The organism is Kitasatospora sp. MY 5-36 (genome assembly GCF_001182915.1).
Classification (GTDB): domain Bacteria; phylum Actinomycetota; class Actinomycetes; order Streptomycetales; family Streptomycetaceae; genus Kitasatospora.
This window is the reverse complement of the sequence record NZ_LFVW01000172.1, coordinates 1-20,048: the sequence shown is the minus strand read 5'-3', so window position 1 is coordinate 20,048 and position 20,048 is coordinate 1. Positions and strand designations below refer to the sequence as shown.

Here is a 20,048-nt window from a genome sequence, read left to right as displayed (position 1 = left end):
CGGGACGCCGGCGACACCTCCGGCGGCGGCGGGCGGGATCGCGCCCAAGCCGTAGCCGTGGCCGTGGCCGTGGCCGTGGTGGCCGTTGCCGGGCCCGGTCACGGGTGGGCGGAAACGCGGCGGGCCGCCGGCTCCCCGGTGCGGGGGGCTCGGCGGCCCATGAGGCGCGTACCGACGGTGTGACGGGCGGGCCCTTGTGGAGCTGTGGTCAGGCGGAGAGCGGTTCGGGCTGCTCACCGCGGCGGACGGGGGCGGGGTGGCCCGAGTGGGCCCGGCCGAGCGGGACCGGGTGGACCGGCTGCTCGGTGCGGTCGTGGTGCTCGTACTCGCCCCACTGCGGGGCGCGCAGCTGGTCCGCGCCGCCGTAGGGCTCCAGGTAGGGCCGCCACCGCGGGTCCTTGATCCCGGTGCCGATGATGCGCCAGGCCAGGCCGCTGGGCGGCGCGGGTGGTCGTTTCATCCGCCAGCCGAGCTCGGTGAGGTGGCGGTCGGCCTTGGTGTGGTTGCAGCGGCGGCAGGCCGCCACCACGTTGTCCCACCGGTGCTGGCCACCGCGGCTGCGCGGGATGACGTGGTCGACGCTGGTGGCGGCGGCCCCGCAGTAGACGCAGCGGCCGTGGTCGCGGGCGAACAGGGCCCGGCGGGTGAGCGGGACGGGCCCGCAGAACGGGACCCGGACGAAGCGGGTCAGACGGACGACGGACGGCGCCGGAAGGGCGCTGGTGGCGCTGTGCAGAGTGACTTCCGAGTCCTCCAGGCTGACCGCCTTGTGGTTGAGGACCAGGATGAGTGCGCGGCGCATCGATACGACGCCGAGTGGCTCGTAGGACGCGTTGAGGACCAGGACATGCGGCACGGATGCCTCCTTGGACGCCTGCGGCGCGTGGCTCGCGCCGGGACGAGCGGTTGGATCGCGCCACTCGTGCGCGATCTCCCCCAGTGTCGCCTTACGCCTTTGTACGGCGCCACCACTCCTGTGTAACGGACCTGACGCGAACTCCGGGTGTGGTCTCTGTCATAGCCGGTATGCCCGGGGGAAGGTCGGGTTGCACCCGGGTGGCGGTGCGACGGGTCCCGGTGACTCCGGCGGGTCGCCCGCCGGGGGCACGGTTCGGCCGTCCGGAGCAGCGCCCCTCCTGCCCCGGACGGCCCCGGAGCCCCGGTTCGGGGGGAGCGTACGGGGGCGTTGACGGGGCGTTCGACACGCTCCGTACGCCCTTGGGCACACCCGTGCGGGGTTCCGGCGTGTCCGGGCCAGCCCGCGGCGGCGGATAGGCTGACGCCCACGGTCCGCGGGCCGCTTGCCGGCGGTGCGGGCCCACCACGCACCCCAGCCAGGAAGGTCCGCACGTGTTCAGCTCCGGTGCCACCGGTCCGTCCGACGCGTCCTCGACGCTCGCCAACCCGACCCCGGCCCCCAGCCCCACCGCGCAGCTGCCCGAGCTCGACCTGCGGATCCCGACCAGCGCGCAGGAGGTCTCGGACACCACCCGGCAGGCCGCCAGCTGGTTCGACACCCACTGGCAGGGCTGGGTGGCCTCCGGGCTGCGGATCGTCTTCATCATCGTGCTCGCGCTGGTCCTCCGGGCCGTCGTGCGCAAGCTCATCACCCAGCTGATAGGGCGGATGGCGCGCACCTCCGAGCACCAGGAGGAGAGCCGGCTGGGCGGGCTGCTGGCCAACACCGGGGTGGTGAACACCGAACGGCGCCAGCAGCGCTCGGAGGCGATCGGCTCGGTGCTGCGCAGCGTGGCCTCCTTCAGCATCCTGGGCACGGCGGCGCTGATGGTGCTCTCCGCGCTGGGCGTGAACCTGGCGCCGCTGCTGGCGAGCGCCGGTGTGGCCGGTGTGGCGATCGGTTTCGGCGCCCGGAACCTGGTCACCGACTTCCTCTCCGGGGTCTTCATGATCATGGAGGACCAGTACGGCGTCGGCGACGAGATCGACACCGGTGTCGCCACCGGCACGGTGCTGGAGGTCGGCCTGCGGGTCACCAAGCTGCGCGGCGGGAACGGCGAGATCTGGTACATCCGCAACGGCGAGGTGAAGCGGATCGCCAACATGAGCCAGGGCTGGGCGACCGCCTCGGTGGACGTCCAGGTCGGGTACAAGGAGGACCTGATCCGGGTCGAGGACCTGATCCTGGCGACGGCCGAGGAGATGGCCAAGGAGGCCCCGTACGACGAGCTGATCTGGGCTCCGGTGTCGATCCTGGGCGTGGAGTCGGTCGCCTCGGACTCGGTGGTGCTGCGGGTCGAGGCCAGGACCGCCCCGGGCAAGGCGGCCTCCGTCTCCCGGGCGCTGCGCCAGCGGCTGAAGGCGGCCTTCGACGGGGCCGGGATCAAGGTCAAGGAGGAGGTCGCCGCGGTGGCCGCCGGGGCGACCGGCGTGGTGATCGCCCCCTCCCCGGTCCCGGCCGCCGAACAGGCCGCACCCGCCACCCCCGCCGACCGCGCCGCCGAGCCCGTCCCGGCCCCGGTCCCGGCGGCGGCCCGGGCAGCCGACGACGCGTCGAAGCCGTAACCCACCGGCCGTACGGACAGCGCGAAGCCCCGCTCCCACCGTGGTGGGAGCGGGGCTTCGCGCTGTCCGGGGAAGTCGGTGCGGCGGCTACAGTTCTCCACCCCTTCGATCAGTAGAACTGCTCAGGTCAACTCCGGGTATGCGCTAATCACCCAGCATCGAAGTAGGCTCGCAGTGACCTCCGGCCAGCGGAGTGATCTGAACGCACTCCTGCACGCAGAAGGCCCCCGCAGATGCGGGGGCCTTCGCTCACGATCACTTGCTTGCCGCGCCTGGCGGAACTTTACTCGCCAGTCTTCCTCGACCTGTGCAATCGGTCCGGCGCGAGGAGCTCAACAAGCTGCGTTGATCGACTCACTGTGCACGTCGTCTCACCACCTAGACCGCTCGTAGGCGGGTAGGCTTTTCATCCACCACAAGGGCAGCAAGATCATTGACTTGCCGCTGAAGTTCGGTCAGTTTCGTCCGCAGCTCGTCGTCAGCGACGGCCGCCAGATCGTCCGGGTCAATTGCCTGAATGTTCTTGGCAGTGGTGCTCAGCGCCTTTGAGAACTTAGTGCGCTGCTCGCGCAGCTGGACATCCGGGTCCGCCTCGACGATCTGCGTCGTCAGCGCCTGAACGGCCTCGTATGCCTCCGCAACTGCCTCGGGCGTAGCATCGGGGTCATCCACCACTGATAGGAGCTTCGCGGCCTCTTCTCGCGCCCTCGAAGGCAGTTCGAGTGTCTGGCCAGCCGGTGTCCGTACCTTTCCCTCATCCGCTACGTGGCGGACGTACTCGGCGCGCTCGGCTTTCCGGGCCTCGACTGCACCCTCCTTACGGAAGACCGGATCACGGGCGATGGTCCGGGCCAGAGCGGCACGCAGTTCACCATCGTCGCGAGCGCGCTCCAAGAGTGCGGTTCGCGCAGCCTCAGCAGTGCTCTCGTCCGCCAGGATCGCGGCCTTCATCGCCCCGGGGCTCTCTGCCGCGTAGATCACCTTCCGGACGCTGATACCCGCCTCCTTGGCGCCGGCTACCAACGCCTCGGCCCGGCCCGGATTGACCCGACCAGTGGTGAAGCACTCTGCCCACGTGTTGGCCGGCGGAAGCACCACGTCTACACCCGGCTTGAGCTGTTCGAATCCGGGAAGGTCGTGCTTCTCGACTCCCTTCTCCCAAGCTCGGTAGTACCGCATGACACGGGACGTCGTCCAACCAATGCGTCGTGCGAATTCCGCCGAAGACACCTTTTCGGCCGAGATTCCGTCAACTGCGCTACGTCGATTGCCCTTCTGATCATCTCCGCCCCTGTTCAGCTCCACGTTACGGGCGACCTTCAACGCCCAGACCCAACCGCCGGACTTCCCCACTGTCCGCAGCTCAAGCGCGTCACGGTCCACTGGGTTGGTGAGGTCGAGGCCGGGCTCTTCCGCCTGAGTAGCTACCTCTGGGTCGTCGGAAGGATCACGCCAGAGCGGTTCTTGGCTGGCGCCGATCGGCTCAGCCGAAAGTGCCTGCTGCTGAAGGTCGGCAACCGTGCGACCAAGCTGCTCAGCGACCAGGCTGACGGTTTCGTCGTCGTCTGCAATCAGACGCACAAGCGCGTCAATGCTGTACCCCAGCCCTCGGGTCGGCTTGGCGGTCACGAACGACTCGAAGGACGTGTGCGTAACTTGCTCACCGCGAGGGGTAGTGAAGTTGCGCCACGAGCCTTCCTCAATCACCTGACGAACCAGCCCAGGAACGGAGTCCATGCCGTTCAGGGTGGACCGCATGGATGAACTGAGCGCGTTGACCAAAACTGCATTCCCAGCAGGGGTGTGGATCTCGTTCATTTCTTCTGTTCCTCCTTGATCGCATCGTCGAGCACCGCCAGGCGCTTCTTGAGCTGGTCAAGGGTTGCGGTCTTGACGTTGTTATTGAGGTTCTCGTTCAGCTCATTGTTGATATGCGCGTATGGGCGGTTCGTAATGAGCGCCAGTCGAGCGACCTTCCTGTGGATTAGCTTCCGCAGGGCGGTCTTCTGATCTCCGAGGGTCTCCTCCTCCTTTTCTGTAGCACGCTGCTCAGGAACCACCATGTCGCCGTGGAACTTCCCGGCGGAGCTGAGAAACCCGGCTGCCCATTCAGCAGTCACACCCATCGGGGTCGCCCCAAACTGATCCAGCATAGTCTGGGCGCGGTCGAGCTCTTCGGTGGTGAACTTGGAACCATTGGCGATGGTCGCATGGTGAGTTGCCGTCGAGGAACCAACGGTCTCATATGCAGGGAAGATGCCGTCGCCGGCACCGTGGGTGTCCTGTCCCTCTCGAACCTTCTTCTCCTGGTCAGCCAGCACCGCATCAACCGTCTTCTCGATGTCCTGCGCATAAGCGATAAGAACATCGATCGACGGAATGAACAACCGCGCCGTCGTGGGATCGTCCTCGCCTCGCAAACGAACGAATCGTCCAACGACCTGAGTAAAGAACATCCGTGTCCGCACTCGGGAAGCGTAGACGCCGACACCCAGGCGAGGAATATCGACCCCCTCAGCAATCATCTGTACGGCGATGATCCAGGGCGCAGTCCCCCTGGCGAAGTCCTTGATGACATCGGAGGCGTTCGGCTCATCGGAGATGGCAACTGGGATAGGGGCGCGCACGATCCGTTCGAGGATCTTGGCATAGGCGTTCGCGGCAAACTGATCGCTGGCGATCACCAAGCCGCCGGCATCCGGGGAGTCGATGCGCATCCGAAGGAGAGCGCTGTGGGCCTCCATTAGCACGGAGGGAATCCACTCACCATTGGGGTCGAGGGCAGCTTTCAGTGCCGGAGGCACCTCGTCTTTGTCGGCCTCGCTCAGGTCAACAGAGATAACAGACATCTGTCCGGCACGACGCCACTTCGACTCCCCGTCCATCGCCGGGAAAACCGCTGGCCGGACAACCCCGCCATCGGCGAGGGCCATACCATAGTCGTAGTTGTAGCTCGGCGCAGCGCGGCGCTCTTCGTCGTATTTGACGAACGGAATCGCCTTCCCATCCGTACGGAACGGCGTGCCGGAAAGCAGAAGGCGACGGGTTGCGTACTCGAACGAATCCTTCAGAGCTTCGCCCCAAACCAGGCCTTCGCCATCGCCCGCGTGGTGGATCTCGTCGAAGATCACAAGCGTGTGCTTCACAGCGCTTAGCCTCTGCCAGAGGAGCGGGGCGGAGGCGATGGCCTGGTAGGTCACAACGACGCCATCGAAGTCACCCGCGACCGCGCCGTTCTTGTTCACGAAGACGTGGTCGAGCTTGACTCCCTTCCGCGCTCCAGCCTCTGCCCACTGGCGACGCAGGTGTTTGGTGGGAACGACGACCACGATATTTGTGATGACGCCACGCTCGATGAGGTCCTTGGCGATGGTCAGAGCGAAGGTAGTCTTTCCCGCCCCAGGAGTAGCGACTACCAGGAAGTTTCCGCTCTCACCGCCGTTGCGGGAGTGGTAGCGCTCGCGGGCTTCCTGCTGCCAGTCGCGGAGGTCGGAGGCGTTCGCCATGGAGTTCGTTCCCTTCTGCAAGTTGCACCCTGGGCAGAGCGCCTGCCCATTGATCACATCGGTCGGTCCGCCCTTGGACCACGGGTCCACGTGGTCCCCATGCCACCCAGGCTCTAGCTCCAAGCCGCAGCTGACGCAGCGCCCATCGGCCGCGAGAAACAGTGCAACTCGTTCCGCGCTGTTGAACGATCGGCGGCGGTCACGGGGCTCTTCGGAGACTCCTGCCATAACGTCGGAGGGTATCGGCCGGGTCGGACAATCGACCCCTGATCAACAAGAACTGACTACTCATCGCCACCGTTTCGGGGGATACCAGCCGCGATCACCATCGCCGACTGTGCCCCGACACCCGCCATTGAAGCTGGCCGAGCAGCTCGGAGGGCTCGCCAGCACAGCGTCGATGGCGCCTCATCCAACATCCGGGATGCCACGACGCCGGTCAGCTTTACATGGCACCCTACCTTCGGTGCTCTCCGAAGGCAGGCCGCTCATGTTCCTCGGTCACAGCAGTCATGGCCTGCCGTGCCCGCGATCGGGCGGCCGCGGGTACGTCTGGCTCTGATCGGACGTCAGATCGAGTGGGCGGACGGCTCCGTCGGCGCTGGTATGTTCCAGGCGTGAACCGCGACACCAGCGATCTCGTCTCCCGCCTTGGCCGGCCTCTTCGGCTGATCGTCACCGGCGGTGGAACGGGCGGCCACACCTATCCGGCCCTCACTGCGATCCGCGCCCTGCGCTCGCGTCTCGCCGGGGTCGACGGCGCCCTGGACGTGCTGTGGATCGGCACCGCCACCGGCCTTGAGGCCAAGGTCACCGCCGCCGAGAACATCCCGTTCAGGACCGTCGCCACAGGGAAGATCCGGCGCTCCGCCAACCCGCTCAAGCTGGTGTCGCCCGCCAACGTCAAGGACATGGGCCGCGTCCCCCTGGGCGTCGCGCAGGCCCGTTCCGCGATCGCCGGGTTCGGCCCGGACGTGGTACTCGGCACGGGCGGCTACGTCGCCGTGCCGGTCGGAATGGCCGCCCGGATGTGCCACCGGCCGCTGGTGGTCCACGAGCAGACCGTCCGGCTCGGCCTGGGCAACCGGGCCCTGGCCCGGATGGCGACCCGGGTCGCGGTCTCCTCCGAGTCGACGCTCCGGTACCTGCCCGAGTCCGCCCGCGCCACCGCCGTGGTGACCGGCAACCCGGTCCGCCCGGAGGTGCTGACCGGGCAGGGTGAGAAGGCGATCCAGGCACTCGGACTGTGGGGCTTCGACCGCGCCCTGCCGACCGTGTACGTCACCGGCGGCGCGCAGGGCTCCCAGCAGATCAACGAGCTGGTGAGCGAGATCCTGCCGTGGCTGCTCGGCCACGCCAACGTGGTCCACCAGTGCGGGCCCAGCCACGAGGCGGGGCTTCGGGAGCGGGCTGCGGCACTGCCGGAACACCTGCGCGCCCGGTACCTGGTGACCGGCTTCGTCGGCCCGGAACTGCCGGACGTGCTCGCCCTCGCGGACGTGGTCGTCTCCCGCAGCGGCGCGGGAACACTGGCCGAACTGACCGCGCTGGGGCGGGCCGCGGTGTTCATCCCGCTGGCGACGTCGGCCGGGAACGAGCAGGAGCACAACGCCCGCCACCTGGCCGATGCCGGCGCGGCGGTGGCCCTCCTCGGCCGGGCCGCCCCGGACACCCTCCAGGCGGCGATCGCCCCGCTGCTGACGGACCCGGCCCGCCGCGCGGACATCGCGCGACGGGCCGCCGAGCACGGCCAGCCGGACGCCGCCGACCGCCTCGTGGACGTACTGCTGTCGGTCGTGGGCCGCTAGTTCTCCAGGTCCGGCAGGTGCCGGACGGCGCCGGCCTGGATGGTGTCCACGCACACCTGGTAGGCGGCGTAGTCGCTCTCCCAGGGGTCGGGCACGTCCTCGCCGCTGACGTAGAGGTCGAGCTTGCCTGCGGCCGGGGTTCCGTCCGCCATGGTCCTGAGTTCGGCGAGGACGGCGTGGTCCATGGCCAGCACGGCGTCCGCCCAGCCGAGCATACGGTGGTTGACCTTGACCGCGCGGTGGTCACGGATGTCGTACCCGGCGTCCTCGGCGGCGCGGATCGCGTTGCTGTGCGCCGGACCGCCGACGTGGCGCTCGCGCAGCCCGGCCGAGCGGACCTCGACCTTCTCCCCGCCGGTGTGGGCGAGGACCGCGGCGGCGAGCGGCGAGCGGTTGTGGTTGCCCAGGCAGACCACCAGGATGCGGTGGCGCTTCGGGTGGCGGAACATCTCGCTCATCTTCGGCTCCTTGGTGTCGGTCACGCGGCGGCCTTGATCGCGTCGGCGAGCGCGGCGACCGTGTAGCGGACGCTGTCGTGGGTCATGGCGGGGTGGAACGGCAGGCCGAGGATCCGGCCGGCGACCTGTTCGGTGACCGGCAGGTCCCGGTGCCAGGCCGAGAACGCGGCTTGGGTGTGGTTGGGCGGGTAGTGCACGGCGACGCCGATGCCGTGCTCCCGCAGGTGGCGGAAGACCTCGTCGCGGTGGTGGTCGAGGACCACCACGCAGTTGAACGGCACGGTGTTCACCACGTCCACGTCGACCAGGCGGGCGCCGTCCAGGCCGGCCAGTTCGGCCTGGTACGTGCACCACAGGTGCTGGCGGTGTGCGGCGGTCTGCGGGAAGTGCTTCAGCTGGGCGACGCCGATGGCGGCATTCAGCTGGGACACGTCGAAGCGCATCCCGGGGCCCTGGACCTCGTAGGAGGTCATGGCGGCTCGGGCGTCATTGGACTGGACGATTCCGAACAGGCGCAGGCTGCGGAGGGTGTCGGCTTCCTCACGGGTGCGGGGAATGATCGTGCCGCCCTGGCCGGTGGTGAGGTTCTTGATCGGGTCGTGGGAGAAGCAGGTCAGCACGGCGGGGTCGGCGCCGACCATGGTTCCGTCCGGGCGGCGGGAGCCGAAGGCGTGGGCGGCGTCCTCGATGATCTGGATGCCCCGGTCGGCCAGGTGGTCGCGGATCGGGGTGAGGTCCACGGCCCGGCCGCCGTACAGCACGGGCATGACGGCGCGGGTGTTCGGAGTGAGGGCTTCGAGCACGGTGTCCGGGGTGACGGCCAGCATGCGGGGGTCGATCTCGGCGAAGCGGGGTGCGGCGCCGCTCCAGGTGATGGCCTGGACGCTGGCGCAGAAGGTGAGGGAGGGCAGGACGACGTCGTCACCGGGGCCGATGCCGATCGAGCGCAGAGCGAGGTGGAGTGCCGTGGTGCCGGAGTTCACGGCGACGGTGTCGGTGACGCCGATCAGGTCGGCGACTCCGGCTTCGAACTGGTCGGTGGCCGGGCCGTGGCCCCACTGGCCGCCGGGGAGGACGGCGGCCAGTGCGGCGGCTTCGGTGCCGTGCAGCAGCGGCGCGGCGTTGCGCTCGACGCCCGGGGGCCGCGTGGTGGTCGAGGCCAAGGCGGGTACTCCTTCGTCAGAGCGTGCCGGAGACGGCACGGGACTCGGTGGACATCACGGCGACGTACTTGGTGAGGAAGACGCCGCCGCGGTAGGTGAGCCGCCGATGGTCGACGGGCTGCTGGAAGAGGCCGTTCAGGGTCTGGCGGACCAGGTCGGCTCCGGCTTCCTCGGCGAGCAGGAATCCGGCGGCGAACCGGGCGTTGATCTCGGTGATGACCACGCGCGGGTCGGCGCCTTCGGTGATGAAGCCCTGGACGTCCACCGGGCCGACGGCGCCGATCGCCCGGATCGCCTCGGCGACCCGCTTGGTGGCCTCCGGGTCGTCGATCGTGACAGCGACCATCGACATGCCGGCCTGGACCATCAAGCGCTGTCGCAGGATCGCGGAGGTGCGACCGTTGCGGTCCGTCAGGCAGTCGGCGGAGAACTCCACGCCCCGGACGCGCTGCTGGACGATCGGGGCGGGCACGAGCTCGCACAGCACGCGGGCCTGTTCGCGGGTCCGGCAGAAGTGCACGTCCTTGGAACCCTGGCCGCGGCGCGGCTTGACGACCAGCTCGGTGCCGTCGGGGGTCTGGCCGATCCGGTCGGGCAGCCAGGTCTGCGGGGTGGGCACCCTCGCGGCGCGCATCGCCTGGTGGAACTCCCACTTGTCGCCCGCGGTGGTGACGCTGGCCGCGGGCGGCAGCCAGGTTCGTACTCCGGCACGTTCCAGATGGCCGCGCAGGTGGACCAGCTGCGGAAGCTCGTTCTCGACGCAGCAGATCAGGGCGTCCGGCTTGAGGTCGTGCACCAGCTCCATCAGGTCCGCGGCGAACAGCGGGCTGTCGGCGCGGGCGATGGTGCGGCCGGTGATGCCGGGGGCGAGCAGGCCCGGCGCGAGGGGGTTGGAGTCGGTGCCGATGACCTCGTGGCCGAGCTTGAGGAGGGTGAGCGCGAGGTCGAGGCCAGGGGCCCCGCCGATGCCGGTCACCAGGATGCGGCGGAGCTCCGCCGGGTCAGGGGTGTTCACCTCGCCGCCTTTCACGCGGCGGCCCGCGCGGTGGCGGTCTGCCACCAGTCGGGGTTGCTGCGGTACCAGTCGACGGTCTCGGCGATGCCGGCCGCCAGGTCCTGCCGGGGCTGGTAGCCGAGCTGGGCGAGCTTGCCCCAGTCCATGGAGTACCGGATGTCGTTGGCGGCCCGGTCGGGCACGTAGGTGACCTGGTTCCAGGTGGCGCCGGTGGCACGCAGGAGCATGCCGGTCAGCTCGATGGTGGTCAGGTCGGTTCCGCCGCCGATGTTGTACGCCTGCCCGGAGATGCCCTTGTGGAGGACCAGCTCCACTCCGGCGCAGTTGTCGGTGACGTGCAGCCAGTTGCGGACGTGCTCGCCGTTGCCGTGGACGGTGGCCTTCTCCCCGGCCAGCAACCTGGTGACGAACAGCGGGATCAGCTTCTCCGGGTACTGGCGGGGCCCGTAGTTGTTGGAGGAGCGGGTCACGCACACCGGCACGCCGTAGCTGGAGTGGTAGGCCAGGGCGATCATGTCGGAGGCGGCCTTGGACGCCGAGTACGGCACGGTGGGGTTCAGCGGATCGGATTCGAAGGCGGTTCCGGTGGGCAAGGAGCCGTACACCTCGTCGGTCGAGATGTGGACGAACTTGCGCGTGCCGATGCGGCGGGCGGAGTCGAGGAGCGTCTGCGTGCCGAGCACGTTGGTGGAGACGAAGTTCCCGGCATCGGTGAGGGAGCGGTCGACGTGGGACTCGGCGGCGAAGTGGACCACGGCGTCGTGGGTCTCCATCAGGGCGTCGACCAGGGTGCGGTCGAGGATGTCACCCTGGACGAAGGTGAACTTCTTGGAGTCGGTGATGCCGTCGAGGTTGCCGAGGTTTCCCGCGTAGGTGAGGGCGTCCAGGACGGTCACCTTGGCGATGTCGTCGGCATCGACGAGGCGGCGGGCGAAGACCTCGCGCGCACGGCGGCCGGCATCACCGGGCTGGTCGCGATCATCCAACACGACCGCGGCGACCAGTGCGACGCGCACGGCTGGTTCGCCACCGCCGAGCAGGCCGCCCGTGAATCCGGTGACAAGCAGATGCTCGCCTGGGTGCTCGCCCGCCACGCCATGGTCCCCCTGAACTACGGCGCTTCGAACGCCGCAGCCAACCTCGCCGCCCGCGCGCGGGCCGTAAGCGGCGACGCACCGACCGCCTCGGCGGCACTGGCCGCCGCCGTCACCGCCCGCGCCCTCGCCTCCGCCGGTGATCACCAGGGCGCCCTGCGAGCCGTCGCAGACGCCCGTACCATCGCCGAGCGTCTGGACGGAACCCAGGCTGCCGACAGCTGGTTCGGCTACCCGATGCAGAAGCACCACGTGCACCTGAGCCAAGCCTTCACCCTCATGGGCCACACCCGCGACGCCTACGCCGAGCAGGAAGCCGCACTCGCACTCACCCATTCCCCGTCGATCATGGTCCGGGCGCTCCTGGAGATGGACGCCGCCACGTGCCTGTGCTCCGACGGCGACCCCACCAGCGCCGTGGACAAGGCCGTCGACGTCTGGGAGAAGCTGCCTCCCGCGTACCGCGGCGGACTGATCCGCACCCGCGCCGAAGCCCTGCGGCAAGTCCTGCCCGGGGCGGCACATGACCGCCTCGAGGAGGCCCTGGCCACTCCGTAGTTTCCGCCGTGCCGCGCCGACCGGCTCGTCGGTACTTGGAACGGTCAGCCGCTGCGGTCTCGCACCGGGACCAGGACGCCCCATTCCTCATCTGTTCCCTGTTCACCCCGCATTGGTGCCGTTCCGCCGCGATCACGATCGCGGCGGAACGGCACAAGAAACCGCGGTCTTCTCACGCTTTCTTGCCTTCTGCACAGGAAGTCGATCGGGCCGACTTCCTGTGCAGAAGGCAAGAAATGCCGCCGCCCCGGCCCTGTTGCGCCACCCCTATCCAGCACTTTCTCCGGGTTCCGCTCCTCGACATGCCGAGGAGCGGAACCCGGATTCTCATCTTCATTCCTCAATGAATCCGCAGGCCACACCTCATCGAGGCAAGCCACCGCACCTGTTCTCAATAGCCGGAATGCCTTTTGTGTTGCCCGCCTCGCCGCCCAAGCGAGGCGGGCAACACGAAAATTCTTCTCTTTCCCGATCTTGTTGAAGCATTTCCCTTCCGGTGTGGCCCCTCGAATCATCGAGGGGCCACACCAGAATCTCCGCCGCTTTCAATCCTGATTCATTGGCGCGTCACCCTCCTCTTCCGGGGAGGGTGACGCGCTTGTTCTTCTTCCTCATACGGATTTCCGTGTGGGGCCGGGTGGGTGTCGGCCCCGCTCCCACCACGGTGGGGGCGGGGCTTCGTGGTGTCGGGTAACGCTTCGGCATCCTCCGCTCCGCCCACCATTGACACCCCTACGACAGGGCGCTTACGGTCCTTCCCTAGCGACTGGAAAGTTTCCTAACAGTTCGTCCGAAACCCGCCCGCTCCCCACGCCGGGGACACCCGCGGGACGTCGACGACCAGCCGGAAGAGGAGGATGCCGGGCATGACCAAGAGCACCGCCAAGGCCCCCCTCGCCGGCACCCCCAGTCTGCTGCGCGCCATCAACGACCGCGCCGCCCTCGAACTGCTGCTGGAGAACGGGCCGCTCTCCCGTACCCAGATCGGCACCCTCACCGGGCTGTCCAAGCCCACCGCCTCCCAGCTGCTGGCCCGGCTGGAGGCGGCCGGGCTGGTCCTGCCGGTCGGCACCACGGCGGGCGGGCCCGGCCCCAACGCCCGGCTGTACCAGGTGAATCCGGCCGCCGGGTACGTCGCCGGACTGGATGTCACCAACAGTGGCATCGAGGTCGCCGTCGCCGACATCACCGGCACCACGCTGGCCGGGCACACCGTGCCGACCAAGGGTGTGCCGGCGGCCGCGACCGTGCCCACCGTCGCCGCCGCGGTGGCCGAGGCGGTCCGGGCCGCCGGTCTGCCGGAGGGCGCCCTGCGCACCGTCGCGATCGGGGTCGGCGGCGCCCCCGACCCGGTCACCGGCAAGCTGCGCTACGCCTCCCATCTGCCGGGCTGGCACTCGCCGCGACTGGTCGAGGAGCTGACCGAGGCGATCGGCGCGCCGGTGTCGATCGAGAACGACGTGAACCTGGCCGCCGTCGCCGAGCGCTCCTCGGGCGCCGCGGCCGGCTTCGAGGACTTCGTCCTGCTCTGGGCCGGGGCCGGGGTCGGCGCGGCGATCGTGATCGCCGGGCGGCTGCACCGCGGCTTCACCGGCGGCGCCGGGGAGGTCGGCTACATGCCGCTGCCCGACTCCCCGGTCGAGTGGGACGCCCGCCGCCGCAAATTCGGCGGGTTCCAGGCGCTGGTCGGCGCGCCCGCCGTCCGGTCGCTGGCCCGTGAGCACGGGCTCGGCGCGGCCACCGCGCAGGAGTCCATCGCCAGGGCGCTGGCCACCCCCGGCGCCGGCGACGCCTTCCTCGCCGAGCTGGCCGGGCGGCTCGCCGTCGGGCTGGCGGTGATCGTCGCCGTCGTCGACCCCCAGCTGGTGGTCCTCTCCGGTGTGGTGCCGAGCGCGGGCGGCGAACGGCTGCGCGCGCTGGTCGAGGACGAACTGGCGCGGATCTCCATCGCCCGGCCGGAGGTCCGCAGCACCGCCCTGTCCGGCTCGCCGGTCCTGCTCGGCGCCCTGCAACGTGCCCTGTCCGACGCCCGCGAGGCGGTCTTCTCCACCCACTGACGCCCGCCCCCGATCAACTCGACGCACCCACTGACGCTCCCCCTGTCACCTCGCCACCTGCACCCACCTCTCCCCAACCCCCGAACGCGGGACCCGAGGCAACGAGGCCTGCCCGCGCACCCCCAGGAGGATCCCGAAGTGCACGCCACCACCTCCCGCAGAGGCCGCCGCACGATCGCCGCCGTCGCCGGCAGCGCCGTCCTGGCCCTGCTCGCCTCCGCCTGCACCGGTTCCAGCGACTCGGGCGGCTCCGACGACTCGGCCAGCGGCAAGGACGTCACCATCACCTTCTGGCACGGCTGGAGCCAGGAGAACGAGAAGAAGGCGATCAACGACAACATCGCCGCCTTCGAGAAGGCCCACCCCAACATCCACGTCAAGTCCGTGGACGGCCTCGAGGACGACAAGGTCAACCAGGCCCTGCGGGCGGGCGGCTCGGACGCGCCGGACGTGGTCTCCTCCTTCACCACCAACAACGTCGGCATGTTCTGCTCGACCAAGGCCTTCGTCGACCTCAAGCCGATGCTCCAGAAGAGCGGCATCGACCCGGTCAAGACCTTCCCGGCCGCGATGCTCAACTACACGCAGTTCCAGGGCAACCAGTGCTCGCTGCCGCTGCTCGGCGACGCGTACGGCCTGTACTACAACAAGAAGGCCTTCGCCGACGCCGGCATCGCCAACCCGCCGAAGACCTTCAGCGAGTTCGCCGAGGACGCCGCCAAGCTGACCGTCGCCGACGGCGACTCGTACAAGCAGCTCGGCTACATGCCGCTGTACCACGGCTACGAGTCCACCACCGAGCACTTCCTCGGCCAGTACGGCGCGACCTACTTCGGCGCCGACGGCAAGTCGAACATCGCCACCGACCCGAAGGTCGCCGCGATGTTCAAGTGGCAGAAGGGCCTGGTCGACCAGCTCGGCGGCTACGACAAGCTGGAGAAGTACCGCGCGACCTTCGGCGAGGAGTTCAGCGCCAAGAACCCCTTCCACACCGGCCAGGTCGCGATGGCCCTCGACGGCGAGTGGCGCACCGCCTCGCTCGCCAAGGACAAGCCCGACTTCGAGTGGGCCACCGCCGCCTTCCCCGTCCCGGACGACCAGGCCGACACCTACGGCCGCGGCTACCAGACCGGCACCATCATCGGCATCGCCAGCACCAGCAAGAAGCAGGCCGCCGCCTGGGAGTTCGTCAAGTACCTGACCACGGACACCGACGCGGTGGTGAACTTCTCCAACGCGATCCACAACGTGCCGAGCACCTTCGAGGCGCTGGACTCGCCGAAGCTGGTGAGCGACCGGAACTTCAAGACCTTCCTGGACGTCGCCAAGAACGCCCACTCCGGCACCACCCCGCCGGCCGTCAACGGCGGCAGCTACCTCATCACCCTGCAGAACCTCGGCTACGACTACGAGTCCGGCAAGCAGGGCGACCTCCAGGCGGGTCTGGCCGCCACGGCCAAGCAGATCGACACCGACATCGCCCAGGCCAAGTAGGCCGGGGAACGGTCCACGGAGCTCCCATGTCACTCGCGTTCGGCACCCGCAAGGGAAGCGACGAGGCCGACGCGGGACCGACCGGCCCGGCGGCGCCCTCCACGCAGCACCTGCTGCGCCGGAAGCGCCGCCGGGAGGCGGCCCGCACCCTCGCCTTCCTCTCCCCCTGGCTGATCGGGTTCGGCGTCTTCTTCGCCTACCCGCTCGTCTCCACCGCCTACTTCTCCTTCACCTCGTACAACGGCTTCGGCGCCCCGACCTTCAGCGGCCTGAAGAACTGGGACTACGTCTTCAACCACCTGCCGACCTTCTGGCAGGGCCTGCGCAACACCCTGTGGCTGGTCGTCGTGATGGTGACCCTGCGGGTCGTCTTCGGCCTGGGCATCGGGATGCTCATCACCAAGGTGAAGACCGGCGCCGGCTTCTTCCGCACCGCCTTCTACCTGCCGTACCTGGCCCCGCCGGTGGCCGCCACCGTCGCCTTCGCCTTCCTGTTCAACCCCGGCACCGGCCCGGTCAACCACCTGCTGGGCGAGCTCGGCCTGCCGCAGCCCGGCTGGTTCGCCTCCGCGGACTGGTCCAAGCCCGCGCTCACCCTGCTCGCCATGTGGGGCGTCGGCGACCTGATGGTCATCTTCATGGCCTCGCTGCTGGACGTCCCCCGGGAGCAGTACGAGGCGGCCTCGCTGGACGGCGCCGGCCCGTTCCAGCGGTTCCGGTACGTCACCCTGCCGAACATCTCGCCGATCATCATGTTCGCGGTGGTCACCGGGGTGATCCAGACCATGCAGTACTACACCCAGGCGATCGTCGCCGGGAAGGTCGCCAGCGGCATCGCGGGCGGCTCCGGCCAGCCCTTCGAGCCCGGCTTCCCGAACGGCTCCACCTGGACCCTGCCGCAGATGGTCTACAAGCTCGGCTTCCAGAGCTTCAACTACGGCGCGGCCTGCGTCGTCGCCCTGGTGCTGTTCGCCATCTCGATGGCCGTCACCTCGATCCTGCTCCGCCGCCGGTCCGGCTTCATGGCGAGCGACGACTAGCGGCCCGTGAGGACCTGATCATGACTCTTGGCTCCACGCTCACGAGGGCACCGGCCGCGGCCGGCCCCTCCCGCCCCGGCGGACCCGCCGCCCGGGCCGCCCGCCGCCGCGCGGCCCTCAACTGGGTGGCCGTGCACGCGCTGGCCATCGCCGCCGCGCTGTTCTTCCTGCTGCCCTTCGTGTTCGTCTTCCTCACCTCGGTGATGTCGGACCGGCAGGCGCTCACCACCGACTACTGGCCGACCAGCTGGAACTGGGGCAACTACGGCAAGGTCTGGGACACCCCCGGCTTCCTCACCTGGTGGCGCAACACCCTGCTGTACGCCGTGGCCGGCACCGTGCTGACCGTGGTCTCCAGCCTGCCGGTGGCCTACGCGCTCGCCAAGTTCCGCTTCCGCGGCCGCAACCTGGCGCTGATGGCGGTCATCGCGATGATGATGCTGCCGCCGCAGGTCACCGTCATCCCGATGTACCTGTTCTGGTCCAAGCAGATGGGCCTGAGCAGCTCGCTCTGGCCGCTGATCATCCCGATGGCCTTCGGCGACGCGTTCACCATCTTCCTGCTGCGCCAGTTCCTGATGACCATCCCCAGGGAGTACATCGAGGCCGCCCGGATCGACGGCTGCGGCGACCTGCGCACCCTGCTGCGGGTGGTCCTGCCGATGGCCAAGCCGGCCATCGCCGCGGTCGCGCTGTTCCAGTTCTTCTACTGCTGGAACGACTACTTCGGCCCGCAGATCTACGCCAGCAACAACCACGACTCCTGGACGCTCAGTTACGGGCTGGAGTCCTTCAAGGCCGCCCACCACACCAACTGGAACCTCACCATGGCCGCCACCATGATGGTGATGGCCCCGGTGATCGTCCTCTTCTTCTTCGCTCAGAAGGCCTTCATCGAAGGCGTGACACTGACAGGGGTCAAGGGCTGATGTCCGCACTGAAGTTGGCAATCGTCGGCGGGGGTTCGACGTACACTCCGGAGCTGATCGACGGCTTCGCCCGGCTGCGCGACACCCTGCCGGTCGGCGAGCTGGCGCTGATCGACCCGGCCGCCGAGCGGCTGGAGCTGATCGGCGGCCTGGCCCGGCGGATCTTCGCCCGGCAGGGCCACCCCGCGGTCGTCACCGTGACCACGGACCTGGCGGCGGGCGTCGCGGACGCCGACGCCGTCCTGCTCCAGCTGCGCGTCGGCGGGCAGGCGGCCCGCAACCAGGACGAGACCTGGCCGCTGGAGTGCGGCTGCGTCGGGCAGGAGACCACCGGCGCCGGCGGGCTCGCCAAGGCGCTGCGCACCGTCCCGGTGGTGCTGGACATCGCCGAGCAGGTGCGCCGGACCAACCCGGACGCCTGGATCGTGGACTTCACCAACCCGGTCGGCATCGTCACCCGGGCGCTGCAGACCGCCGGCCACAAGGCCGTCGGGCTGTGCAACGTCGCGATCGGCTTCCAGCGCAAGTTCGCCGGGCACCTGGGCGTGGACCCGGAGCTGGTCCGGCTGGACCACGTCGGGCTCAACCACCTGACCTGGGAGCGCGGGGTGACCCTGCTGGACGCCCCGGGCGCCACGACCGGGCGCGAGGTGCTCCCCGAGCTGCTCTCCTCGCACGGCAAGGAGATCGCCGAGGACCTGCACCTGCCGCAGGCCGTCATCGAGCGGCTCGGCGTCGTGCCGTCCTACTACCTGCGGTACTTCTACCAGCACGACGCCGTGGTGGCGGAGCTGAGGGAGCAGGGCTCGCGGGCCGCGCAGGTCGCCGAGATCGAGCGGCAGCTGCTGGAGCTGTACGCCGACCCGGCCCTGGACACCAAGCCCGAGCTGCTCGGCAAGCGCGGCGGCGCCTTCTACTCGGAGGCGGCCGTCCAGCTGATCGCCGCGCTGCTCGGCACCGGCGGCGGCACGTCCGTGCAGGTGGTGAACACCCGCAACGACGGCGTGCTGCCGTTCCTGCCGGACGACGCCGTCATCGAGGTGCCGGCCGAGGTGGACGCGCGGGGGGTGCGCCCGCTGCCGCAGCGGCCCGTCGAGCCGCTGTACGCCGGACTGGTCGCCGCCGTCACCTCGTACGAGCACCTCGCCCTCGACGCCGCCCTGCGCGGCGGCCGCGACCGGGTCTTCGACGCCCTGCTCGCCCACCCGCTGGTCGGCCAGATCGAGCTGGCCGACCAGCTCACGGACCGCCTGCTCGCCCACAACCGCGAGCACCTCGCCTGGGCCTGACCCGGCCCGCTCCGCGCCGTCCGGCGACCGCCCCCGGTCGCCGGACGGGCACCGCGAGGAGACCGTCCACCCCCGGCCGGGGACCTTTCGGCCGGGCCACCCGGCCGGGACCACCGCCGGGCACCCGGCCGACGACCAACGGCCCGGGCCACGTACGAGCCGCGGGGACCTGATGACCCACCAGCCCGAACCACTCCTGCCCGGCGTCCTCGCCATCGACGCGGGGAACTCCAAGACCGACGTCGCCCTGATCGGCACCGACGGCAGCATCCTCGGCACCGCCCGCGGCGGCGGCTTCGAACCGCAGAAGATCGGCGGCGCGGCGGCCGTCGCCGGCCTCGCCCCGCTGGTCGAGCAGGCCGCCGCCGAGGCCGGCCACCCGTCCTGGAGCGGCGTGCTCACCGGCCACGTCAGCGCCTGCCTGGCCAACGCCGACCTGCCGGTCGAGGAGGAGGCGCTGCGGGTGGCGCTGGAGTCCCACCCCTGGGGCGCCGGCAACACCGTCGTCAACGACACCTTCGGCCTGCTGCGGGCCGGCACCGACGGCCCGCGCGGGGTCGCGGTGGTCTGCGGCGCCGGGATCAACTGCGTCGGCCTGCTGCCGGACGGCCGCACCGCCCGCTTCCCCGCCCTCGGCGAGCTCACCGGCGACTGGGGCGGCGGCTCCGGACTCGCCGTCGCCAGCATGTGGCACGCCGTCCGCGCGGAGGACGGGCGCGGCGGGCCGACCGGGCTCGCCCGCGCCATCGCCGAGCACTTCGGCCTGCCCGGCGCCGGCGCCGTCGCCGAGGCCGTCCACCTCGGGCACCTGCCGAACGCGCGGCTGCACGAGATCGTCCGGGTGCTGTTCGCCGTCGCGGACGAGGGCGACGAGGTGGCGCGGGGGCTGATCGACCGCCAGGCCGACGAGATCGTCCGGCTCGCGGTGGTGGCGCTCCGCCGCCTGGACCTGCTGGACGCCCCCACCCCGGTGGTGCTGGGCGGCGGCGTGCTCGCCTCCCGGCATCCGCTGCTGCTGGACAACGTGACCGCCCGGCTCGCCGAGGCCGCGCCGCTGGCCGAGCCGCGCGTCGTCGTCGCCCCGCCGGTGCTGGGCGCGGCGCTGCTCGGCCTC

The 20,048-nt window shown here is 70.0% G+C and carries 15 protein-coding genes and 2 pseudogenes; 9 read left to right on the top strand and 8 right to left on the bottom strand.

Annotated elements, in window-relative coordinates; translation table 11 throughout:
* Nucleotides 1-346 precede the first annotated feature (346 nt).
* Nucleotides 347-856 (bottom strand): annotated as a pseudogene (locus AE652_RS13025) (HNH endonuclease); the annotation flags it as partial.
* Between the two features lie 494 nt (nucleotides 857-1,350).
* Between AE652_RS13025 and AE652_RS13020 the strand changes: the two are divergent.
* Nucleotides 1,351-2,523, top strand: coding sequence for a mechanosensitive ion channel family protein (locus AE652_RS13020; protein ID WP_053112056.1), 1,173 nt, complete (start codon nucleotides 1,351-1,353; stop codon nucleotides 2,521-2,523).
* 378 nt (nucleotides 2,524-2,901) lie between these two features.
* Here the strand turns inward: AE652_RS13020 and AE652_RS13015 are convergent, their stop codons facing one another.
* The 3 genes and pseudogenes from AE652_RS13015 to AE652_RS49490 all read right to left on the bottom strand — a co-directional run.
* Entirely contained in the window at nucleotides 2,902-4,341 is a 1,440-nt protein-coding gene (locus AE652_RS13015; protein ID WP_049651472.1) for a hypothetical protein, read from the bottom strand.
* Nucleotides 4,338-6,029: a DEAD/DEAH box helicase gene (locus AE652_RS13010; RefSeq protein ID WP_049651471.1), complete on the bottom strand. Its 1,692-nt coding sequence runs from the start codon at nucleotides 6,027-6,029 to the stop codon at nucleotides 4,338-4,340. The genes AE652_RS13015 and AE652_RS13010 overlap by 4 nt, the downstream gene beginning before the upstream one ends.
* Before the next feature lie 21 nt (nucleotides 6,030-6,050).
* Nucleotides 6,051-6,257 (bottom strand): annotated as a pseudogene (locus AE652_RS49490) (HNH endonuclease); the annotation flags it as partial.
* Nucleotides 6,258-6,646: 389 nt separating this feature from the next.
* Between AE652_RS49490 and AE652_RS13005 the strand changes: the two are divergent.
* Nucleotides 6,647-7,837, top strand: a complete 1,191-nt coding sequence (locus AE652_RS13005; protein ID WP_049651470.1) for a glycosyltransferase — start codon at nucleotides 6,647-6,649, stop codon at nucleotides 7,835-7,837.
* On the opposite strand, the gene AE652_RS13000 is transcribed toward AE652_RS13005, so the two are convergent.
* From AE652_RS13000 to AE652_RS12985, 4 genes are read right to left on the bottom strand one after another with little or no spacing between them, the layout of a single operon-like run.
* Complete coding sequence (locus tag AE652_RS13000) at nucleotides 7,834-8,295, bottom strand: low molecular weight phosphotyrosine protein phosphatase (protein WP_234348359.1); 462 nt, start codon at nucleotides 8,293-8,295, stop codon at nucleotides 7,834-7,836. The two genes, AE652_RS13005 and AE652_RS13000, sit on opposite strands and share 4 nt — an antisense overlap.
* Nucleotides 8,296-8,315: 20 nt before the next feature.
* Nucleotides 8,316-9,458: a DegT/DnrJ/EryC1/StrS aminotransferase family protein gene (locus AE652_RS12995; protein WP_049651469.1), complete on the bottom strand. Its 1,143-nt coding sequence runs from the start codon at nucleotides 9,456-9,458 to the stop codon at nucleotides 8,316-8,318.
* Nucleotides 9,459-9,474: 16 nt separating this feature from the next.
* A complete protein-coding gene (locus AE652_RS12990) occupies nucleotides 9,475-10,473 on the bottom strand; it encodes an ATP-grasp domain-containing protein (protein ID WP_049651478.1) in 999 nt (332 codons plus the stop codon).
* Between the two features lie 11 nt (nucleotides 10,474-10,484).
* On the bottom strand, nucleotides 10,485-11,489 hold the full coding sequence (locus tag AE652_RS12985) for a dTDP-glucose 4,6-dehydratase (protein ID WP_369808289.1): 1,005 nt from the start codon (nucleotides 11,487-11,489) through the stop codon (nucleotides 10,485-10,487).
* A 51-nt stretch (nucleotides 11,490-11,540) separates the two neighbouring features.
* Between AE652_RS12985 and AE652_RS48135 the strand changes: the two genes are divergently transcribed.
* The 7 genes from AE652_RS48135 to AE652_RS12950 all read left to right on the top strand — a co-directional run.
* Nucleotides 11,541-12,125 carry a hypothetical protein gene (locus AE652_RS48135; protein ID WP_234348358.1) on the top strand — a complete coding sequence of 195 codons (585 nt, stop codon included), beginning with the start codon at nucleotides 11,541-11,543 and terminating at the stop codon, nucleotides 12,123-12,125.
* 866 nt (nucleotides 12,126-12,991) lie between these two features.
* Nucleotides 12,992-14,182: an ROK family transcriptional regulator gene (locus tag AE652_RS12975; RefSeq protein WP_049651468.1), complete on the top strand. Its 1,191-nt coding sequence runs from the start codon at nucleotides 12,992-12,994 to the stop codon at nucleotides 14,180-14,182.
* Nucleotides 14,183-14,320: 138 nt separating this feature from the next.
* Complete coding sequence (locus AE652_RS12970; RefSeq protein ID WP_049651467.1) at nucleotides 14,321-15,676, top strand: ABC transporter substrate-binding protein; 1,356 nt, start codon at nucleotides 14,321-14,323, stop codon at nucleotides 15,674-15,676.
* Nucleotides 15,677-15,702: 26 nt separating this feature from the next.
* A complete protein-coding gene (locus AE652_RS12965; protein ID WP_082345686.1) occupies nucleotides 15,703-16,716 on the top strand; it encodes a carbohydrate ABC transporter permease in 1,014 nt (337 codons plus the stop codon).
* Between the two features lie 20 nt (nucleotides 16,717-16,736).
* Nucleotides 16,737-17,645 (top strand): carbohydrate ABC transporter permease, encoded by a 909-nt coding sequence (locus AE652_RS12960; RefSeq protein ID WP_049651466.1) that lies wholly within the window; start codon nucleotides 16,737-16,739, stop codon nucleotides 17,643-17,645.
* Entirely contained in the window at nucleotides 17,645-18,934 is a 1,290-nt protein-coding gene (locus AE652_RS12955) for a 6-phospho-beta-glucosidase (RefSeq protein WP_199823085.1), read from the top strand. The genes AE652_RS12960 and AE652_RS12955 overlap by 1 nt, the downstream gene beginning before the upstream one ends.
* 172 nt (nucleotides 18,935-19,106) lie before the next feature.
* On the top strand, nucleotides 19,107-20,048 hold a 942-nt coding region (locus tag AE652_RS12950; protein ID WP_049651465.1), incomplete at its 3' end, for an N-acetylglucosamine kinase.